Origin of the sequence: Streptomyces sp. NPDC090083, from assembly GCF_044747445.1 — a bacterium.
Classification (GTDB): Bacteria; Actinomycetota; Actinomycetes; order Streptomycetales; family Streptomycetaceae; genus Streptomyces.
Genome location: NZ_JBIVED010000012.1, coordinates 1 through 18,537, shown reverse-complemented (window position 1 = coordinate 18,537; position 18,537 = coordinate 1). Strand labels below are relative to the sequence as shown.

The following is an 18,537-nucleotide window of genomic DNA, read 5'->3' as shown; positions in this document are numbered from 1 at the left end:
GGGGTGGCAACCCCTGCCGGGACTGTCCGCCCTGGGCTGACCTGATCCGGTCGGCCCAGGGTCCTACGGTGCCACCTACAGCGTCTTCCCCGTCGCCGGCCCCACGATCAGCCCGTCGCCGAAGGCGTCCACGCGGACGGTGTCGCCGTCCTTGACCTCGCCCGCCAGGATCTCCTTGGCGAGGCGGTCGCCGATCGCGGTCTGGACGAGGCGGCGGAGCGGTCGCGCGCCGTACGCCGGGTCGTTGCCGTTGTCCGCGAGCCAGGTCAGGGCCTCGTCGCTGATCTCCAGGGTGAGGCGGCGGTCCGCGAGGCGCTTGGCCAGGCGGTCGATCTGGAGGGCGGCGATACGGCCCAGCTCTTCGCGGTCGAGGGCGGAGAAGACGACGAGGTCGTCCAGCCGGTTCAGGAACTCCGGCTTGAAGGACGCCTTCACCAGCTGGAGGACCTGGTTCTTCTTCTCGTCCTCGGCGGTGACCGGGTCGATCAGGAAGTTGCTGCCCAGGTTGGACGTGAGGATCAGGATGGTGTTCCGGAAGTCGACCGTGCGGCCCTGGCCGTCGGTCAGGCGGCCGTCGTCCAGTACCTGGAGCAGCACGTCGAAGACCTCGGGGTGCGCCTTCTCGACCTCGTCGAGCAGGATCACCGAGTACGGCCGCCTGCGCACGGCCTCGGTGAGCTGGCCGCCCTCCTCGTAGCCGACGTAGCCGGGCGGGGCGCCGACCAGCCGGGCCACGCTGTGCTTCTCGCCGTACTCCGACATGTCGATGCGGACCATGGCGCGTTCGTCGTCGAAGAGGAAGTCGGCCAGGGCCTTGGCCAGTTCCGTCTTGCCCACGCCCGTCGGGCCCAGGAAGAGGAAGGAGCCGGTGGGGCGGTCGGGGTCCGCGATGCCCGCGCGGGTGCGCCGTACGGCGTCCGACACCGCCTGCACCGCCTCGCGCTGGCCGATGAGCCTGCGGCCCAACTCCTCCTCCATGCGCAGGAGTTTCTGGGTCTCGCCCTCCAGGAGGCGGCCGGCGGGGATGCCGGTCCAGGAGCCGACGACGTCGGCGATGTCGTCCGGGCCGACCTCCTCCTTGACCATCGTGTCCTTGGAGTTCGCGCCGGCGGACGCCAGCGCCTCCGCCTGGGAGGCCTCCTCCAAGTCCCGCTCCAGGGAGGGGATCTCGCCGTAGAGCAGCTTGGACGCGGTGTCGAAGTCGCCGTCACGCTGGGCGCGTTCGGCCTGGCCGCGGAGTTCGTCGAGCTTCTCCTTCAGCTCGCCGACGCGGTTGAGGGACTGCTTCTCCTTCTCCCAGCGGGCGTTGAGGCCCCGGAGTTCCTCCTCGCGGTCGGCCAGGTCGCGGCGCAGCTTCTCCAGGCGCTCGATGGAGGCGGCGTCCTTCTCCTTGTCGAGGGCCAGCTCCTCCATCTTCAACCGGTCGACGGAGCGCTGGAGTTCGTCGATCTCGACCGGGGAGGAGTCGATCTCCATCCGCAGCCTGGACGCCGCCTCGTCGACCAGGTCGATCGCCTTGTCGGGGAGGAAGCGGGAGGTGATGTACCGGTCGGAGAGGGTCGCGGCGGCGACCAGCGCGCTGTCCGCGATGACGACCTTGTGGTGCGCCTCGTAGCGTCCCTTCAGGCCGCGCAGGATCGCGATCGTGTCCTCGACGCTCGGCTCCGCGACCAGCACCTGCTGGAAGCGGCGCTCCAACGCCGGGTCCTTCTCGATGCGTTCGCGGTACTCGTCCAGGGTGGTCGCGCCGACCATGCGGAGTTCGCCGCGGGCCAGCATCGGCTTCAGCATGTTGCCGGCGTCCATCGCGGAGTCGCCGCCGGCGCCCGCGCCCACGACGGTGTGGAGTTCGTCGATGAAGGTGATGATCTGGCCGTCGGAGTCCTTGATCTCCGCGAGGACGGTCTTCAGCCGCTCCTCGAACTCGCCGCGGTACTTCGCGCCCGCGACCATCGCGCCGAGGTCGAGGGAGACCAGCCGCTTGTTCTTGAGGGACTCCGGCACGTCCCCCTTCACGATCCGCTGCGCGAGCCCCTCGACGACGGCGGTCTTGCCGACGCCGGGCTCGCCGATCAGCACGGGGTTGTTCTTCGTGCGGCGGGACAGCACCTGGACGACCCGCCGGATCTCCTGGTCCCGTCCGATGACCGGGTCGAGCTTGCCCTCGCGCGCGGCGGCCGTGAAGTCCGTACCGAACTTCTCCAGCGCCTTGTACTGGCCCTCGGGGTCGGGTGTGGTCACCCGGCGCCCTCCCCTGCTCTTCTGGAACGCGTCCAGCAGCTGCCGCGCACCGGCGCCCTGCCGGGAGAGCACGTCCCCGGCCGCGCCGCCCTTCGCGGCGATACCGATGAGCAGGTGCTCGGTCGAGACGTAGTCGTCGCCGAGTTCCCTGGCACGCTCGCCCGCGTCCGCGATCACCGCGAGCAGTTCACGGCTGGGCTGCGGGGGCGCGACGGTCGACCCGGTCACGCTGGGCAGCGCGGCGAGCACCCGCTCGGCCCCGGACCGTACGGCGGCCTGGTCGGCGTCGACGGCGGCCAGCAGGTCGGTGATGTTCTCGTTGTCCTCTCCCGCGAGCAGCGAGAGAAGCAGGTGCGCCGGGGTGAGATCGGCGTGCCCCCCGGTCACGGCACGGTTGCTGGCCGCGTTGATCGCGTCCCGGCTCCTGTTGGTCAGCTCGGCGTCCACGTTCCGGTGCTCCTCCTCCTACGACCTTTGTGCGCCCTGCGTGCACGGAATGACACGGTCAACGTGCACAAAGTTGAGTCTATTCCACTCAAGGCGATGGAGGCGACGATCCGGCGACTAAGTTCCCGGGACATGACCACCCACCCGGTCGACCCGGGCGCCCCCGACCCGTCGTACCTCGGCTTCTGGCAGGAACGGCACCTGTGCACCCTCACGACCCCGCGCCCGGACGGCAGCCCGCATGTCGTCCCCGTCGGAGTGACATACGACCCGGAGGCGCGGCTCGCTCGGGTCATCGCCAACAAGGCGAGCCGGAAGGTGGCCAACGTCCTGGCCGCCGGCCCCGAGGGCGCGCGGGTCGCCGTCTGCCAGGTGGACGGGCGGCGCTGGGCCACGCTGGAGGGGCGGGCCTTCGTGCGCGTCGAACGCGACCGGGTCGCCGAGGCGGAGCGCCGGTACGCGGAGCGCTATGAGCGGGCGCCGTCACCGAATCCGTCGCGCGTGGTGATCGAGATAGAGCTGACACGGGCCATGGGAAAGCGCTGAAGCGATCATTTCCGGCCACTGCGGCAGCGGTCATACCCGCACATTCCGCACAAACTGCAGCGGCGTCACCGTGTTCAGGTCACGGTGACGCCGCTGCGGGGGGAAGCACCTGAGCGATCTTTTACGACGGGGGAATCGCGTCAGGCACTGCGGGGGGTGGCTGAGATGGTCTGGACGTCGGGGGCATCCGGTTCCACCAGCCGGTGGTCTCGCTGGTCAAGATTCACAAAGATCATTCCGTACCGAATGGCACACCGCACTGGCTGCGGCGCCCCCCGAGGCCGCCGCAGACACCGGTACGCCCGTACGTCCTCGTCCTCGTCCCGCGTCACGACGACCGGCTCGCCGAACACCGTCACCATGAGCGAGTCACCGCTGTGGGGGATGGCGGTGGCCAGGTCGATGAAGTGCCAGCCGGAGCGGTAGGCCGTGGCCATTTCGCGACGGAAGCTGCGGTCGTCAGGAGGCGTTGTCATATCAAGACCATTGGGTGTCGCCGGGTGTGGCCACGACGGCTTCGCTGACAACCGCGTCGGCCCTCACCGCTGACCACTGGGTGTCCCCCGCTCGCATGTCGCTCTTCGCACCAGAGAGGCCACTCAGCGTTCCGAAGGCCACAACGGCGGAGAAGGCGGCGACAAGCACCGAGCGAAGCATTCTCTTACGCATAGTCGGCTTCGTCCTCACTTGAAGGTCCCCTCTTCCCCCGTCTGATAAGACGATGGCTCATTCAGGCACGTCATGACCACACAATGAGTGCATCATGTTCCTGCATGTTCAGGACCCTGGGGGGTGGAGATTTGACGACAAATCCGACAGAAGCGGCACATCCCCACACCATCGCCGAACTGTGCGAGGAGGGGAGGCGCGTATATGCCAACGCCCTGCGCACAGGACGAGTCGCCCGTGTGGACGTGGAGGCCGCCCCCTGTCTGATGGAGTTCGCCCTCCTGCACGCCGATCCGGACGACGAGAACTGGCTCCGGCCGGTTCCCCCCTCGGTGGCGCTGTCCCTGCGGCTCAACCCGCTCGAACGCGAGATCTCCGAGCGCAGACGCGCGTCCATGGAACTGGCCGAGGTCTTCGAGCCGTTCATGACGCTCACCGCGCAGGGCTCGGCCCCCGCGCACTCGATCACCGTGCTGGAGGGCCTCGACCGCATCAACGGAGCCCTCGACCTGGCCACGGACCAGTGCCGCAACGAGGTGCTGACGGTGCAGCCGAGCGTCCGCCATCCCGAGCGCCGGATCATCGAGGGCCTGGAGCGCGACCGGACCCTGATCGAACGCGGGGTGCGGATCCGCACCCTCTACCAGCACACCGCCCGGTACATCCCGGAGCGGCTGGCCTACGTGGATCAGTTCGCCAACGGCAAGGCGGAGTACCGGACCATCGACGAGCTGGTCGAGCGCCTGATCATCTGTGACGAGACGGTCGCCTTCATCCCCATCCGGGACGACCGGCAGGTCGCCCTGGAACTCCGCCACCCGGGGCTCGTCGGCTATCTGATCAAGGTCTTCGAGTTCATGTGGAGCCGCGCGGTCCCGCTCAGCGCCGGCAGCCCCTACGAGACCGCCGCCGACGGCATCACCGACATCCAGCACTCCATCGCCAAGCTGCTCGTCGAGGGCCACGTCGACGAGGCCATCGCCCGGCGCCTGGGCATGAACGTGCGCACCTGCCGGGCCCACATCGCCAAGCTCGCCACGGCCCTGGGCAGCGGCAGCCGCGCCCAGCTCGGCTTCCTCATCGCCCAGTCGGGGATCCTGCAGAAGGACCAGCCGGCGCAGGAGGGAGACGGCCCGCAGTGACCGAGGCACACACGCACGGAGCGGAGGACCTGTGCGCGGAGGGCCTGAGCCTCTACGTCCGCGCGCTGCGCGACGGGCGAGTCCCCGCCGAGGACGCGGACACGGCACCCTGCCTGGCCGGTCTCGGACTGCTGCACCCCGACGAAGGGGATGCGGGACGGCTGCGCCCGGCCGCGCCCGCCGCCGTGCTCAACCGGCTGCTGCGGCGGTCGGCCGAGCGCATCGCGGACGAGCGGCGCCGCGAGGAGCGCCTGGAGACCGCCTTCGCGCCGCTGCTGCGGCTCGACGGGTCCCGTACGGCCGCGGACTCCCCCGCGCTCACGGTCCTCGCCGGCAAGGAGCGGATCAACGAGGCGATCTCCGAGGCCATGGCGGACGCCACGGACGAACTGCTCGCGATCCAGCCCAACGTCAGCCCGCGCAGCCCGCACGCCCTGGCCCTCGCGCTCGCCCGCGACCAGGCACTCCTGGACCGCGGCGGCCGTATCCGCACGCTCTACCAGCACACCCAGCGCCACAAGCCGCTCGTCCTGGCCCGCTACGAGCAGCTGCGGGGCGACGCGGCGGCCCGCACCCTGGACGAGGTCACCGACCGGCTCATCGTCGTCGACCGCACGGTCGCGTTCGTCCCCGCCAGCAGGGACCGCGACCTCGCCCTGGAGGTCCGCCACCCCGCGCTGATCGAGTACTTCGCGGGCGTCTTCGACCGCCTCTGGCACCTCGCCGTCCCGATGCACCCCGAGGCGGTCCAGCGGCCCTCCCTGAACGGCATCAGCCAGCGTCAGCGCGCCATAGCGAACCTGCTCGTCGAGGGACACACCGACGCCGTGATCGCCGACCGGCTCGGCATGAACATCCGCACCGCCCGCGTCCACATCGCCAAACTCGCCGCCACCCTCGGCAGCGAGAGCCGGGCCCAACTCGGCTACCTCATAGGGCAGTCGGGGATTCTCGCTCCGCCGGGGTGAGCTGGACCGGGACGTCCGGGTGGCGGGAGGGGGTGCCGTCGAGGCCCACCTGGGCTATGCGGACGCCGAGTTGGGTGCGGCTGGCCGCGCCGAGGGTCTCCGAGAGCCGGGCGATGTGGGCCCGGCAGGTGCGGACGCTTATGCCGAGGCGTTCCGCGATCACCGCGTCCTGGTGGCCGTCCGCGAGGAGGGCGGCGATGGACTGTTCGCGGTGGGAGATGCCCTCGATGCCGGTGTCGGGCAGCGGGGCGGCGACCGGGATGGCGAGGCGCCACAGGCGGTCGAAGACGGTGACGAAGTACTCGATCAGCGCGGGGTGGCGCAGTTCCAGGGCCATCGTGTGGTCGGCGTTGGCGGGGATGAAGGCGACCGTGCGGTCGAAGAGGATCAGCCGGTCGACGACCTCGTCGAGCGTCCTCGCCTCCACCGCCTCGCCCATCAACTCCAGGTAGTTCAGCAGGCCTTGGCCGTGGCGGGCCACATGGGTGTACAGGTCGCGCATCCGTACCCCGCGGGACCGCAGGGCGAGGGCGCGGTGCAGACCCTCCGTGAGTTCCGGTTCGCGACGGATCCCGCCGGGCTGGACGGTGAGGACCTCGCCGGTGCAGGCCTCCGTCGCGTCGTCCATCGCCGCCTGGATACGGGACAGCCCGTCCAGGACGCGGATCGCGGCACCGCCCTCCAGCGACGCCGGCGCCTTCGCGGACGCCTGGACACGGCTGCCGAGACCGGCGTACCGCTCGAAGGCCGCGACCGCCGAACCGACCCGCCGGTGGCTCTCGCTGACCTCGTCGTAGACCCCGCGCAGCAGACGGGTCATGACCTCCTGCGGGGAGGTCGGGACCAGCCAGGCCATGTCGTCGGGGTCGGGATGGAGGAGGGCCAGTTCCAGCAGGCACGGCACCGGTTCGGCGTCCGTGCGCGGCACCCGGCCCCGCCGTACGGCCCGGGAGTACACACGGTCCCCCGCGTCGCAGAGTCGGTCAGCACCGTGTGGATGCTCGTCCGTCCCGTGCCCGGCCATCGCTCATCCCACCCCCGCTTCCCGCTTCTTTGCAGCGCAACTATGCGCGGACCCGACCTGCTCCGCAACACGGCTCCCCCTCGAACAGCCCCCGAAAACCTCCGGTTTCACCCTCTATCTCCCGGCCTCCGCGGCTCACCTTGCAACAAGCTGGGGGGTGTCCGGCCAGGGCCACCGAGCCTCTCGTCGTATCACTTTCCGCGTGAGCTGCCGGAAATCACTCAGAGATCACCGTGTTACGTATCGCACTTAACGTCCCCTCATGGCGGACATATTTGACGCATACGCATTGGCCGATGCGTGGGACGAGATGTTTGTGCGGCCGGGTGAGGTCAGAACCGCCTACGAGCCGGTACTGGCCGCACTCCAGCCGATCGAGCCGAGTGAACTGCGCTTCCGCGCGGACCAGATGGCCCGCGCCTTCACCGACCGCGGCGTCACCTACGCCTTCGCCGGCGAGGAACGGCCCTGGCCCCTGGACCTGGTGCCGAGGATCATCGACGCGCTGGAGTGGGACCTCATCCAGCGCGGGGTGGCGCAGCGGGTGAGGGCACTGGAGGCCTATCTCTCCGACGCGTACACGCACTGCCGCGTCTTCGAGGACGGGGTCGTGCCCTGGCGGCTGCTCCTCAACTCGGCCCATTTCCACCGGGCCGCGCAGGGGGTCGAGCCACCGGGCGGGGTCCGCATCCACGTCGCCGGCATCGACCTGGTGCGCGACGAGGCCGGCGCCTTCCGGGTCCTGGAGGACAACGTGCGGGTCCCCAGCGGGGTTTCGTACGTCATCGAGAACCGCAGGGCCATGACGCGGATCTTCCCCTCCCTCTTCGCCGAGCAGCACGTGGTCCCCGTCGACGGCTACGCGCAGCGCCTGCTCGCCGCGCTGCGGGCCGCCGCGCCCGCGGGCACCCAGGACCCGCGGGTCGTGGTCCTCACCCCGGGGCCGAGCAACGCCGCCTACTTCGAACACGCCCTGCTGGCACGGCTGATGGGCGTGCAACTGGTCGAGGGGCACGACCTGGTGTGCCGCAGCAACCGGGTGTGGATGCGGACCACGCGCGGCGAGGTGCCCGTCCACGTCGTATACCGGCGGCTCGACGACGACTTCCTCGACCCGCTGCACTTCCGCCCCGACTCGGTGATCGGCTGCCCGGGCATCATGAACGCCGCCCAGGCCGGGAACGTCACACTCGCGAACGCCGTCGGGAACGGCATCGCGGACGACAAACTCCTCTACACCTACGTCCCCGACCTCATCCGCTACTACCTCGGCGAGGAACCCGTCCTCCCCAACGTGGAGTCCTACCGTCCCGACGAGCCAGGCCAGTTGGAGGCGGTCCTGGACCAGATCGACCAGCTGGTCGTGAAGCCGGTGGACGGCGCGGGCGGGCAGGGCATCGTCATCGGGCCCAAGGCCGACGCGAAGACCCTCGAACGCACTCGCAAAGCGGTCGCCGCCGATCCGCGGGGCTGGATCGCCCAGCGCCCGGTCGCCCTCTCCACCTCGCCCACCCTCGCGGGCGACCGCATGGCACCGCGCCACATCGATCTGCGTCCGTTCGCCGTGCACGACGGCACCGACGTGTGGGTGCTGCCCGGCGGTCTCACCCGCGTCGCCCTCCAGGAGGGCAACCTGATCGTCAACTCCAGCCAGGGCGGCGGCTCCAAGGACACCTGGGTGCTCGCGGAAGGCCCCGCCGAACAGCCCGAGCCGGTCACCGCGGACGGCCACCTGCCCGAGGTGGCGCCCCGCCAGCTCGGCCCCGACGGCAACCCCGTGGTCGTACAGGAAGGGGTGCAGCAGTGAACGACGTGATCCTCTCCCGGATAGCCGAGGCCCTGACGTGGACGGGCCGTTACGTCGAGCGGGCGGACGCCACCGGGCGCATCCTCGACGCCTATCTGCACCGCCTGCTGGAGGACCCCTGGCGCGACGAGGACGCGGCCTGCCGGTCGCTCTACGCGATCCTCGGGGTCGACGCGGGCGGTCAACGCGTCGACATGCAGCAGGTGTTGGACCAGCTCGCCTTCGACGCCCGCTCGACCTGTTCCATCGAGGGCGCGCTCGGCGCCGCCCGCCTCAACGCGCGCAGCGCCCGGGAGGCGGTCTCCTCGGAGATGTGGGAGTGCCTCAACTCCACCTGGCACGCCCTGGCCGACCAGCGCCTCGCGGCCCGCCGCACCGGTCCCTACGCCTATCTCGAACTCGTGCGCAGACGTGCCGCGTTGTTCTTCGGCCTCGCCGACTCGACGATGAGCCGCGACGACAGCTGGCGCTTCGTCGTCCTCGGCAGGAGCCTGGAACGGGTGGACATGACCGTACGGCTGCTGTCGGTACGGGTGCTGGACGCGGCGCACGCGCCCGACTGGCCGACCCTGCTCAGCGCGAGCGGCGCCGACGAGGCGTACGCGCGGGTGTACGGCGGCTTCGGGGACACCCCGCGCGTGGCCGAATTCCTGCTCCTGGACCGGGACTTCCCGCGCTCGGCGCTGCACGCGCTGACGACGGCCGAGGAGTGCCTGGCCGCGCTCGGGCGGCAGCGGCAGGACCCGGCGCGCCGGCCCATCGGCCGGCTGCGCACCCGCCTCGAATACCTGGACTCGCCCGCCCTGGAGGAGCAACTGCCCGCTCTGCTCAAGGACTTGCAGCACGCCTGCATGGCCTCGGCGGAAGCGGTCGCGGAGTTGTTCTTCCCGTACCAGGGGCCCGTCGAGTGGGCCCAGGAAGGAGCCTGAGATGACCCGGAGGCTTCGCATCCGTCACACCACGCGCGTGTCGTACGCCCAGGCGGCCGTCTCCTCCCACAACGAGGTCCGGATGACCCCGCTCACCCTGCCCGGCCAGACCACGCTGGACGCGCGCGTGACCGTCGACCCGACGACGCCGACCTGGTCGTACTGGGACTACTGGGGCACCCAGGTCACCGGCTTCGACCTCATGGACCCCCACGCCGACCTCACGATCACCGCGTCGAGCCTCGTCGAGACCTCCCCGCCGGAGCGGCTCGGCCCGGCCCCCGCCTGGCAGGAGGTGACCGAACGGGCCGCGAACTCGCGCCTGCTGGAGTTCCTCGGCCCCACCGCCCGTACGACGGTCCCGCCCAGACTGCTGAAGAAGGCCCGCAGAACCGCCGCGGGACTCGATCCGCACGGGACGGCGGTGGCGGTCTCCGCGCTGGTCGCCGACCGGGTCGCCTACCTGCCCGGCGTCACCGGCGTGAACACCTCGGCCGCCGAGGCCTGGGAGCAGGGCGCCGGGGTCTGCCAGGACATCGCCCATGTGACCATCGCGCTGCTGCGGGGGCTCGGCCTGCCCACCCGCTACGTCTCCGGGTACCTCCACCCCGAGCACGAGGCCGAGCTGCACCGCCCGGTGGCCGGGCAGAGCCATGCCTGGATCGAGTACTGGGCGGGCGACTGGTGCGGCTACGACCCCACCAACCGGACCCGGCCCGACGAGTCCCATGTGGTGGTCGGCCGGGGACGTGACTACGACGACGTGACCCCGCACAAGGGGATCTACCGGGGAGTGGCGGGCGGGCCGCCGGAGGTGACGGTGGAGTTCACCCGGCTGGCCTGAACCGTCGGCGGTGGCGCCAGGGCACCCGCAGAGCCGTCCGGTCGGCCCCCACGGCCGCGGACGGCTCCGTGCACGTGGGAAACGACGACGGGCGCCCGCACGCCCGTGAGGCGGCCACCGGTGGGACCGGGCGGCCTGCCTCACCGACCGCGGCAGGCCGCTACTTCAGGCCGATGGCCGAGCACGCCGACTTGTAGTCCGCGGTGCAGATGTCGGAGACCTTGTAGATCCCGTCCGCGACCACCGTCGACTTGATGTTGTCCTTGGTCAGGGCGACCACGGACACCAGCTGCGAGGGGATCTTCTTGTTCGTGGGGCTGTCGACGGTGTCACGGGTCAGGGCGTCGAACTCGATGTCCCTGCCCTGGACCTTGGCGACGGCGATCTTCGCGGCGGCCTCGGCGAGGTCCGGGTAGGGCTTGTAGACGCTCATGTACTGCTCGCCGGTGACGATCCGCTGCACGGCCGGGAGTTCGGCGTCCTGGCCGGTGACCGGGGGCAGCTTGGTCAGACCCGAGGCCTTCAGGGCCTTGATGATGCCGCCGGCCATCGCGTCGTTGGCGGAGTACACGGCGGCGATGTTGCCCTTGCCGAGCTTGCCGATCGCCTCGGTCATCTCCTGCTGGGCCACGACCGGGTCCCAGGCCTTGGTGTTGTAGCTCGCGGCGATCGTCACCTTGCCCTGCAGCTCGGACATCGCCCCGCCCTTGAACACGGCGGCGTTGGGGTCGGTCGGTGAACCGTTGATCATCACGATCTTGTCGGAGGTGTCCACGTCGCTGCCGAGCGCCTCGACCAGGGAGCGGCCCTGCACCTCGCCGACCAGCTCGCCGTCGAAGGAGACGTACGCGTCGATCGGGCCCTCGGCGAGGCGGTCGTAGGCGATGACCGGGATGCCGGCCGCCTTGGCCTTCGCCACCATCGTCCGGATGGCGTGCGAGTCGACGGCGTCGAGCACGATGATGTCGACCTTCTCGTCGATCATCTTCTGCATCTGCTTGTCCTGGACGGACGCGTCGCCACCGGCGTTCTCGTACTCGGCCTTGCCCTTGTCCGCCGTGAGTTCCTGGATCTTCGCCTTCATGATCGGGAAGTCGAACTCCGCGTACCGCGTGTTCGTCTTCTCCGGCATGAGCACGCCCACCGTGATGTCGTTGCCCTTCGCCGGAGTCGCGTCCGAGCTGCTCCCCGAGGAGTCGAGGACGCCACAGGCGGCCAGGGGGAGGGCCAGCGAGAACGCGGCCACGGATATGGCGATACGACGCATTGGGGTGCTCACTTCTGGTGCCGTCCGGACGTGGGTGCAGCATTGCAACCCAGGTGACTGAAAAGCCAACGCGGATGCGACCACCGGCGTCAAGCGGAACCACTTAACGAGATGGCAACGCCACGTTCCGTTCGGTATGTGGAGACCTCGCGAAACCACCTCCAAACACTCTTTACGGACCCTCCATCCAACGGGAGTTCACGAAAAGGCAAAGACCGGCACAGCGGACCCCGCCCTCTCCCGCGGCGCACGGGCACGCGGAAGGGGCCCGGAGAAGACTCCGGGCCCCTTCCATGTGTGCGTGGACGTCAGTCCGAGGACTGCTGCCGCTTCGGCCGCCACACCACCAGCGCGCTGGTCTGCTGGACCTCCTGGTACGGCACCAGGTCGCGCCGGTACGACGCGTGCACCGCGGCCTCGCGCTGCTGCATCGTCGCCGCCGCGCCCTCCACCGCCGACTGGAGCTCGGCGACGCGCTGTTGGAGCGCGACCACCTGGTTCTCCAGCTCGATGATGCGCTTGATGCCCGCCAGGTTGATGCCCTCGGTCTGCGACAACTGCTGGACGGTGCGCAGCAGTTCGATGTCGCGGGCCGAGTAGCGCCGGCCGCGCCCGGCCGTACGGTCCGGGGAGACCAGGCCGAGGCGGTCGTACTGGCGCAGCGTCTGCGGGTGCAGGCCGGAGAGCTGGGCCGCCACCGAGATGACGTAGACCGGGGTCTCCTCGGTCAGCTCGTACGGGTTGCGTCGACGGCCGTCCATCACTCTCATGCTCCCTTCGCGGCCTGGAACAGCTCCGCCCGCGGGTCCTCGCCCGCGGTCGCCTCTCTGTACGCCTCCAGTGCGTCACGAGCATTCCCCGTGACGTCCTTCGGGACACTCACCTCGACCGTGACGAGGAGATCGCCCCGGGTGCCGTCCTTGCGGAACGCGCCCTTGCCGCGGGCGCGCATCGTCCGGCCGTTCGGCGTGCCCGGGGGCAGCTTCAGCGTCACCGGGGGCCCGCCCAGGGTGGGCACCCTGACCTCGCCGCCGAGTGCCGCCTCGGCGAACGTCACCGGGACCGTCACCGTGAGGTTGTCGTCCTTGCGGCCGAACACCGGGTGCGTGTCGACATGCACCATGACGTACAAGTCGCCCGCGGGGCCGCCCCGTTCACCCGGTGCGCCCTTGCCGCGGAGCCGGATGCGCTGGCCGTCCGTGACCCCCGCGGGGATCCGGACCTGCATGGTCCGGGACGACTTGGCGCGCCCGCTGCCCTTGCACTCGACGCAGGGGTGCTCGGCGATGAGGCCGCGGCCCTTGCAGTCGGGGCACGGGTCGGTGAGGGAGAAGCCGCCGCCGGAGCCGCGCGCCACCTGGCCGGTGCCGACGCAGGTCGGGCACACGCGCGGTGTGCCGTTCTTGTCGCCGGTGCCCGAACAGGCCTTGCAGGGCTGCTGCGAGGACATCCGCAGCGGCACCGTGGCCCCTTCGATCGCTTCCGTGAAGCTGAGCGTGACCTCGGACTCGATGTCCTGGCCGCGCCTGGGCTGCGTACGGGTCGTGCCCGTGCCGCCCCGGTTGAACAGGCCCCCGAAGACGTCACCGATCCCGCCGCCGAAGCCGCCGGCACCCCCGGCGCTTCCGCCCTGGGCGCCGCCTCCGAAGAGGTCGCCCAGGTCGAAGTTGAAGTTGCCGCCGCCCGCGCCGCCCGGCCCCGGGCGGAAGCCGCCGTTGCCGAACAGGGTGCGGGCCTCGTCGTACTCCTTGCGCTTCTTGGGGTCACCGAGGATGTCGTTGGCCTCGGAGATCTCCTTGAAGCGCTCCTCGGCCTTGGCGTTGCCCTTGTTGGCGTCCGGGTGGAACTCGCGGGCGAGCTTCCGGTACGCCTTCTTGATCTCGGCCTCGGTGGCGTCCTTGGGGACGCCGAGGACCTTGTAGTAGTCCTTCTCGATGAAGTCCTTGGTGCTCATCCTCGACGTCCCTCCTTTCCTCTGGTGCTCCTCGCGGTGCGGGTCCCGTGGGAGGCGATGTCAGCCCTCGTCCGGGCCACCGCTCTCCTTGTCGTCGTCCGCCGTCTCGGCGGCGTCCGAGGACTCCGCCTTGCCGGTGGCCGTGGCGCCGGGCTGCGGCTCCGCGACCGCCACCCGCGCGGGGCGGATGGTGCGCTCGCCGATGCGATACCCGGGCTGCAGGATCGCCACGCAGGTCGTCTCCGTGACGTCCGGCGCGTACGAGTGCATCAGGGCCTCGTGGATCGTCGGGTCGAAGGGCTCGCCCTCCTTGCCGAACTGCTGCAGTCCCATCTTCGCCGCGGCGGTCTCCAGGGATTCCGCCACCGACTTGAAACCGCCGACGAGTTCACCGTGTTCCCGCGCGCGACCGATGTCGTCGAGCGTGGGCATCAGCTCGGTCAGGAGGCTCGCCACGGCGATCTCCTTGACCGCGATCCGGTCGCGCTCGACCCGGCGGCGGTAGTTCTGGAACTCGGCCTGGAGCCGCTGGAGGTCCGCGGTGCGCTCGTCGAGCGCCTTGCGCACCTGGTCCAGCTGGGCCGTCAGACCGGCGATCTGTGCACTTGCGTCCCCTGCCGGGGCCGCCCCCTCCCCACTGCTGGAGGGGGAGGCGGCCTGCGGCTCGGCGTCGTCGGGGGTGGCGCCGGAGGGGACGTCGGGCTTCTCCTCGAAGCCCGGGGTCTCCTCCGTCACGCGGCACCGTCCTTGCGCTCGTCGTCCACGATCTCGGCGTCCACGACGTCGTCGTCCGCCTTGGGCGCCTCGGCACCCGGGGCGTCGGCGCCGGCGGCCTGACCGGCCTGGGCGTCCGCGTACATGGCCTGGCCGACCTTCTGCGAGACCGCGGCGACCTTCTCGGTGGCGGTGCGGATCTCGGCGGTGTCCTCGCCCTTGAGCGCGGCCTTCAGCTCCTCGACGGCGGCCTCGACCTCGGTCTTGACCTCGCCGGGGACCTTGTCCTCGTTGTCCTTGAGGAACTTCTCCGTCTGGTAGACGAGCTGCTCGCCCTGGTTGCGGGACTCGGCGGCCTCGCGGCGGCGGTGGTCCTCGTCCGCGTACTGCTCGGCCTCCTGGCGCATGCGGTCGACCTCGTCCTTCGGCAGCGAGGAGCCGCCGGTGACGGTCATCTTCTGCTCCTTGCCGGTGCCGAGGTCCTTGGCCGTGACGTGCATGATGCCGTTGGCGTCGATGTCGAAGGAGACCTCGATCTGCGGGACACCGCGCGGGGCCGGCGGCAGACCGGTCAGCTCGAACATCCCGAGCTTCTTGTTGTACGCCGCGATCTCGCGCTCGCCCTGGTAGACCTGGATCTGCACGGAGGGCTGGTTGTCCTCGGCGGTGGTGAAGATCTCGGACCGCTTGGTCGGGATCGTGGTGTTGCGCTCGATGAGCTTGGTCATGATCCCTCCCTTGGTCTCGATGCCGAGGGACAGCGGGGTCACGTCGAGGAGCAGGACGTCCTTGACCTCGCCCTTGAGGACACCGGCCTGGAGGGACGCGCCGATGGCGACGACCTCGTCCGGGTTGACGCCCTTGTTGGCGTCCTTGCCGCCGGTCAGCTCGCGCACGATCTCCGCGACGGCCGGCATACGGGTGGAGCCACCGACGAGGACGACGTGGTCGATCTCGTTGATCGAGATGCCGGCGTCCTTGATGACGTTGTGGAACGGCGTCTTGCAGCGCTCCAGCAGGTCGGCCGTCAGTTGCTGGAACTGGGCGCGGGTGAGCTTCTCGTCCAGGTGCAGCGGGCCCTCGGCGGACGCCGTGATGTACGGCAGGTTGATCGAGGTCTCGGTGGAGCTGGACAGCTCGATCTTGGCCTTCTCGGCGGCCTCGCGGAGACGCTGGAGGGCCATCTTGTCCTTGCCCAGGTCCACGCCGTGGCCCGCGGCGAACTGCTTCACCAGGTAATCGACGACCCGCTGGTCCCAGTCGTCACCACCGAGGTGGTTGTCGCCGTTCGTGGCCTTCACCTCGACGACGCCGTCACCGATCTCCAGGAGGGACACGTCGAAGGTGCCGCCACCGAGGTCGAAGACGAGGATCGTCTGGTCGTCCTTGTCGAGGCCGTACGCCAGCGCGGCGGCGGTCGGCTCGTTCACGATGCGCAGGACGTTCAGGCCCGCGATCTCGCCGGCCTCCTTCGTCGCCTGGCGCTCGGAGTCGTTGAAGTAGGCCGGGACGGTGATGACCGCGTCCGTGACCTTCTCGCCCAGGTAGGCCTCGGCGTCGCGCTTCAGCTTCTGCAGGATGAAGGCGCTCATCTGCTGCGGGTTGAAGTTCTTCCCGTCGAGCTCGATCTTCCAGTCCGTGCCCATGTGGCGCTTCACGGAACGGATGGTCCGGTCAACGTTCGTGACCGCCTGGCGCTTGGCCACCTCTCCGACGAGCACCTCGCCGTTCTTGGCGAAGGCGACGACGGACGGCGTGGTCCTGGCGCCCTCTGCGTTGGTGATGACGGTGGGCTCGCCGCCTTCAAGAACGCTGACGACGGAGTTAGTCGTGCCCAGGTCGATGCCGACCGCACGTGCCATGGTTGATTCCTCCAGCAATGACTTGAGTGGAACGGACTCAAGTGTGCACGACACTCACCGCTGGGTCAACAGAGCTGAGTCGAGCAGACTCAACTCTTATCCGTTCCTTACACGCAACTGGACCCTGACCTGCGTCGACGCGGCACGCCGTCCCCCATGGACCGAGACTTTGAGCAACCCGAACACGACCACAAGAGCCCCGCCCACCACCCACATGACGGCGGATCCGTCCGCCCACCCGTTGTGCACGAGCACCCCGACGACCACCCCGGAGAACCCTCCGACCGCCACGAGGACCACCGCCCCCTGCGGAGTGAGCCCCAACCGCCGCAGCCGGTGGGCGAGATGGTCCGGCCCGCCCCGCAGCAGCGCCCGCCCGGCCAGCCGCCGCGACAGCAGCACCAGGACGGCGTCGGCACTGGCGACGGCGGTGAGCGCGAACAGCACGCCCGCACCGTCGCCCAGGCCGTGCCCGCCCTGGGTGAGCACCGCGGCCGAGGCGAGCAGGAACCCCGTGAACAGCGACCCGCACGCGCCGAGCGCGATCCGCGCGGGATGCCAGTTGTGCATCAGGAACCCGGTGAGCGCGGCGGCCAGCACACTGAGCAACACCGCGAGCCCGTCCATCACTTCCATCGCGGCACAGGCCCCGACCCCGAAGGCGGTGACCACCCCGACGGTCCCGGCGAGCCCGTCGGCGTGATCGAGCCCCTTGAAGGCACCGGCGACGAACACGATCCACGCCACGGCCAGCAGACCGCCGGGCACCCCGATCTCGCCGTACGGCACGACACAGGCGGCCGCCACGGCCGTACCGAGAACCAGGAAGCGGGTCTTCAGCCGCCAGACGTCGGCGACGAGCCCGAGCCCGGCGACCGCGGCCCCGGCGGCCAGCAGTCCGTCGACGCCGTCACCGAGGGGGGCGAGTCCGGTCCGGTCGCACGCCCAGGTGACCGCCGAGACGGCGAGCGCGACCGCCAGTCCCCCGAGCAGCGGAACGGGCCGGTTCCGTCGTCGCCGGTCGACGAGTCCGGCCCGGAGCGCGGGCACCCGGAGCAGTGCGGCGAGCAGGGCGGAGAGGAGGAGGGCGGTCGTGGCGGCGAGAATCCCGTAGAGCACGGATCCAAATTAGCGGCAAATGTACCAATTCAGTACGAATAACACGATCAGACCGTAACAAGCTTGCGAACCGGCCCGGAGCAGGTCTTTTTAGGCGACCCTCAGCGACGCACGTCACCGCACGGCTGACTACAGTGCGACGCAAGATAGGGGTAGTCTCGGTCGAACCGATTAAGTTACCGCTTAGTAATGTGCTGAGTGGTGATGCAATGACCCCTCGCAGGCCCGAGGAGCCCTGAAATGCAACTCGCCGCGATCATCGTGTCGCTGGTTCTGATCGTGGTCGGTGTGGCCCTGTTCGCCCGCGCCGTCCTGCAGATCTACACCTTCATGCGACTCGGCCAGAACGTGCCCAAGGGCACCCGCACCGACGAACCCGTCCAGCGGACCGTCACCGTGGCCAAGGAGTTCCTCGGCCACACCCGGATGAACCGCTGGGGTGTCGTCGGCGTAGCGCACTGGTTCGTGGCGGTGGGCTTCTTCACACTGCTGCTGACGATCGTCAACGCCACCGGCCAGCTCTTCCAGGCCGACTGGCTGCTGCCGGTCATCGGCGACTGGGCCCCGTACAACGTCTTCGTCGAGTTCATCGGCACGATGACGGTCCTGGGCATCCTGACCCTCATCGCGATCCGCCAGCTGAACAGGCCGGACAGGCCGGGCCGCAAGTCCCGCTTCGCCGGCTCCAACTTCGGCCAGGCGTACTTCGTCGAGGCCGTCATCCTCATCGTCGGCGTCTGCATCTTCATGCTGCACGCCCTGGAGGGCGCCCAGCACCACGTCGACGCGTACGAGGCCTCCTTCTTCATCTCGTACCCCGTCGTCTCGGCCCTCCGCCACCTGGACATCTCCACGCTCCAGAACCTCACCTACCTGTTCGCCGGCGTGAAGATCGCGACCTCCTTCATCTGGATGATCACCGTCTCGCTGAAGACCGACATGGGGGTGGCCTGGCACCGTTTCCTGGCGTTCCCGAACATCTGGTTCAAGCGGAACGCGGACGG

At 69.8% G+C, this 18,537-nt stretch carries 15 protein-coding genes and 1 pseudogene; 7 read left to right on the top strand and 9 right to left on the bottom strand.

Features of this window, described 5'->3' with window-relative positions; all coding sequences use genetic code 11:
* Positions 1 to 75: 75 nt before the first annotated feature.
* A complete protein-coding gene (gene clpB, locus ACIPTO_RS33605) occupies positions 76 to 2,688 on the bottom strand; it encodes an ATP-dependent chaperone ClpB (RefSeq protein ID WP_366322525.1) in 2,613 nt (870 codons plus the stop codon).
* A 132-nt stretch (positions 2,689 to 2,820) separates the two neighbouring features.
* On the opposite strand from clpB, the gene ACIPTO_RS33600 reads away from it, so the two are divergent.
* A complete protein-coding gene (locus ACIPTO_RS33600) occupies positions 2,821 to 3,234 on the top strand; it encodes a TIGR03618 family F420-dependent PPOX class oxidoreductase (protein WP_366322527.1) in 414 nt (137 codons plus the stop codon).
* Between the two features lie 140 nt (positions 3,235 to 3,374).
* Here the strand turns inward: ACIPTO_RS33600 and ACIPTO_RS33595 are convergent, their stop codons facing one another.
* Positions 3,375 to 3,710: a hypothetical protein gene (locus ACIPTO_RS33595; protein ID WP_266770105.1), complete on the bottom strand. Its 336-nt coding sequence runs from the start codon at positions 3,708 to 3,710 to the stop codon at positions 3,375 to 3,377.
* Between the two features lie 297 nt (positions 3,711 to 4,007).
* On the opposite strand from ACIPTO_RS33595, the gene ACIPTO_RS33590 reads away from it, so the two are divergent.
* Both ACIPTO_RS33590 and ACIPTO_RS33585 read left to right on the top strand, forming a co-directional pair.
* Positions 4,008 to 5,045, top strand: coding sequence for a helix-turn-helix transcriptional regulator (locus ACIPTO_RS33590; RefSeq protein WP_401198438.1), 1,038 nt, complete (start codon positions 4,008 to 4,010; stop codon positions 5,043 to 5,045).
* Entirely contained in the window at positions 5,042 to 6,013 is a 972-nt protein-coding gene (locus tag ACIPTO_RS33585; protein ID WP_366322531.1) for a LuxR C-terminal-related transcriptional regulator, read from the top strand. Before ACIPTO_RS33590 ends, ACIPTO_RS33585 begins: the two co-directional genes overlap by 4 nt.
* Here the strand turns inward: ACIPTO_RS33585 and ACIPTO_RS33580 are convergent.
* Positions 5,976 to 7,037, bottom strand: a complete 1,062-nt coding sequence (locus ACIPTO_RS33580) for a helix-turn-helix transcriptional regulator (RefSeq protein ID WP_366322533.1) — start codon at positions 7,035 to 7,037, stop codon at positions 5,976 to 5,978. The genes ACIPTO_RS33585 and ACIPTO_RS33580 overlap by 38 nt on opposite strands.
* Positions 7,038 to 7,299: 262 nt before the next feature.
* Here ACIPTO_RS33580 and ACIPTO_RS33575 point away from each other — a divergent pair, with 262 nt between their 5' ends.
* From ACIPTO_RS33575 to ACIPTO_RS33565, 3 genes are read left to right on the top strand one after another with little or no spacing between them, the layout of a single operon-like run.
* Positions 7,300 to 8,844, top strand: a complete 1,545-nt coding sequence (locus tag ACIPTO_RS33575) for a circularly permuted type 2 ATP-grasp protein (RefSeq protein WP_401198435.1) — start codon at positions 7,300 to 7,302, stop codon at positions 8,842 to 8,844.
* Complete coding sequence (locus ACIPTO_RS33570) at positions 8,841 to 9,773, top strand: alpha-E domain-containing protein (protein WP_366322537.1); 933 nt, start codon at positions 8,841 to 8,843, stop codon at positions 9,771 to 9,773. The genes ACIPTO_RS33575 and ACIPTO_RS33570 overlap by 4 nt, the downstream gene beginning before the upstream one ends.
* Position 9,774: 1 nt before the next feature.
* Positions 9,775 to 10,617 carry a transglutaminase N-terminal domain-containing protein gene (locus ACIPTO_RS33565; RefSeq protein ID WP_401198433.1) on the top strand — a complete coding sequence of 281 codons (843 nt, stop codon included), beginning with the start codon at positions 9,775 to 9,777 and terminating at the stop codon, positions 10,615 to 10,617.
* A gap of 160 nt (positions 10,618 to 10,777) precedes the next feature.
* Here the strand turns inward: ACIPTO_RS33565 and ACIPTO_RS33560 are convergent, their stop codons facing one another.
* The 6 genes from ACIPTO_RS33560 to ACIPTO_RS33535 form a co-directional block, all read right to left on the bottom strand.
* Positions 10,778 to 11,884: a substrate-binding domain-containing protein gene (locus tag ACIPTO_RS33560; RefSeq protein ID WP_366322541.1), complete on the bottom strand. Its 1,107-nt coding sequence runs from the start codon at positions 11,882 to 11,884 to the stop codon at positions 10,778 to 10,780.
* Between the two features lie 308 nt (positions 11,885 to 12,192).
* Positions 12,193 to 12,645, bottom strand: a complete 453-nt coding sequence (locus ACIPTO_RS33555; protein WP_033284884.1) for a heat shock protein transcriptional repressor HspR — start codon at positions 12,643 to 12,645, stop codon at positions 12,193 to 12,195.
* Positions 12,646 to 12,650: 5 nt separating this feature from the next.
* On the bottom strand, positions 12,651 to 13,838 hold the full coding sequence (dnaJ, locus tag ACIPTO_RS33550) for a molecular chaperone DnaJ (protein ID WP_401198430.1): 1,188 nt from the start codon (positions 13,836 to 13,838) through the stop codon (positions 12,651 to 12,653).
* A gap of 60 nt (positions 13,839 to 13,898) precedes the next feature.
* Positions 13,899 to 14,573, bottom strand: a complete 675-nt coding sequence (grpE, locus tag ACIPTO_RS33545; protein ID WP_366322545.1) for a nucleotide exchange factor GrpE — start codon at positions 14,571 to 14,573, stop codon at positions 13,899 to 13,901.
* Positions 14,570 to 16,414 carry a molecular chaperone DnaK gene (gene dnaK, locus ACIPTO_RS33540; protein ID WP_366322547.1) on the bottom strand — a complete coding sequence of 615 codons (1,845 nt, stop codon included), beginning with the start codon at positions 16,412 to 16,414 and terminating at the stop codon, positions 14,570 to 14,572. The genes grpE and dnaK overlap by 4 nt, the downstream gene beginning before the upstream one ends.
* Before the next feature lie 96 nt (positions 16,415 to 16,510).
* Positions 16,511 to 17,533, bottom strand: coding sequence for an MraY family glycosyltransferase (locus ACIPTO_RS33535; protein WP_401198427.1), 1,023 nt, complete (start codon positions 17,531 to 17,533; stop codon positions 16,511 to 16,513).
* A 240-nt stretch (positions 17,534 to 17,773) separates the two neighbouring features.
* On the opposite strand from ACIPTO_RS33535, the pseudogene ACIPTO_RS33530 reads away from it, so the two are divergent.
* Positions 17,774 to 18,537 (top strand): annotated as a pseudogene (locus ACIPTO_RS33530) (Fe-S oxidoreductase); the annotation flags it as partial.

What these genes read in the sequence shown, in the direction of transcription:
- ACIPTO_RS33600 (WP_366322527.1), top strand. Translation starts at nt 2,821, where the DNA reads ATGACCACCCACCCGGTCGACCCGGGCGCCCCCGACCCGTCGTACCTC.
- ACIPTO_RS33595 (WP_266770105.1), bottom strand. Translation starts at nt 3,710, where the DNA reads ATGACAACGCCTCCTGACGACCGCAGCTTCCGTCGCGAAATGGCCACG.
- ACIPTO_RS33590 (WP_401198438.1), top strand. Translation starts at nt 4,008, where the DNA reads ATGTTCAGGACCCTGGGGGGTGGAGATTTGACGACAAATCCGACAGAA.
- ACIPTO_RS33580 (WP_366322533.1), bottom strand. Translation starts at nt 7,037, where the DNA reads ATGGCCGGGCACGGGACGGACGAGCATCCACACGGTGCTGACCGACTC.
- ACIPTO_RS33575 (WP_401198435.1), top strand. Translation starts at nt 7,300, where the DNA reads ATGGCGGACATATTTGACGCATACGCATTGGCCGATGCGTGGGACGAG.
- ACIPTO_RS33565 (WP_401198433.1), top strand. Translation starts at nt 9,775, where the DNA reads ATGACCCGGAGGCTTCGCATCCGTCACACCACGCGCGTGTCGTACGCC.
- ACIPTO_RS33560 (WP_366322541.1), bottom strand. Translation starts at nt 11,884, where the DNA reads ATGCGTCGTATCGCCATATCCGTGGCCGCGTTCTCGCTGGCCCTCCCC.
- ACIPTO_RS33555 (WP_033284884.1), bottom strand. Translation starts at nt 12,645, where the DNA reads ATGGACGGCCGTCGACGCAACCCGTACGAGCTGACCGAGGAGACCCCG.
- dnaJ (WP_401198430.1), bottom strand. Translation starts at nt 13,838, where the DNA reads ATGAGCACCAAGGACTTCATCGAGAAGGACTACTACAAGGTCCTCGGC.
- dnaK (WP_366322547.1), bottom strand. Translation starts at nt 16,414, where the DNA reads ATGGCACGTGCGGTCGGCATCGACCTGGGCACGACTAACTCCGTCGTC.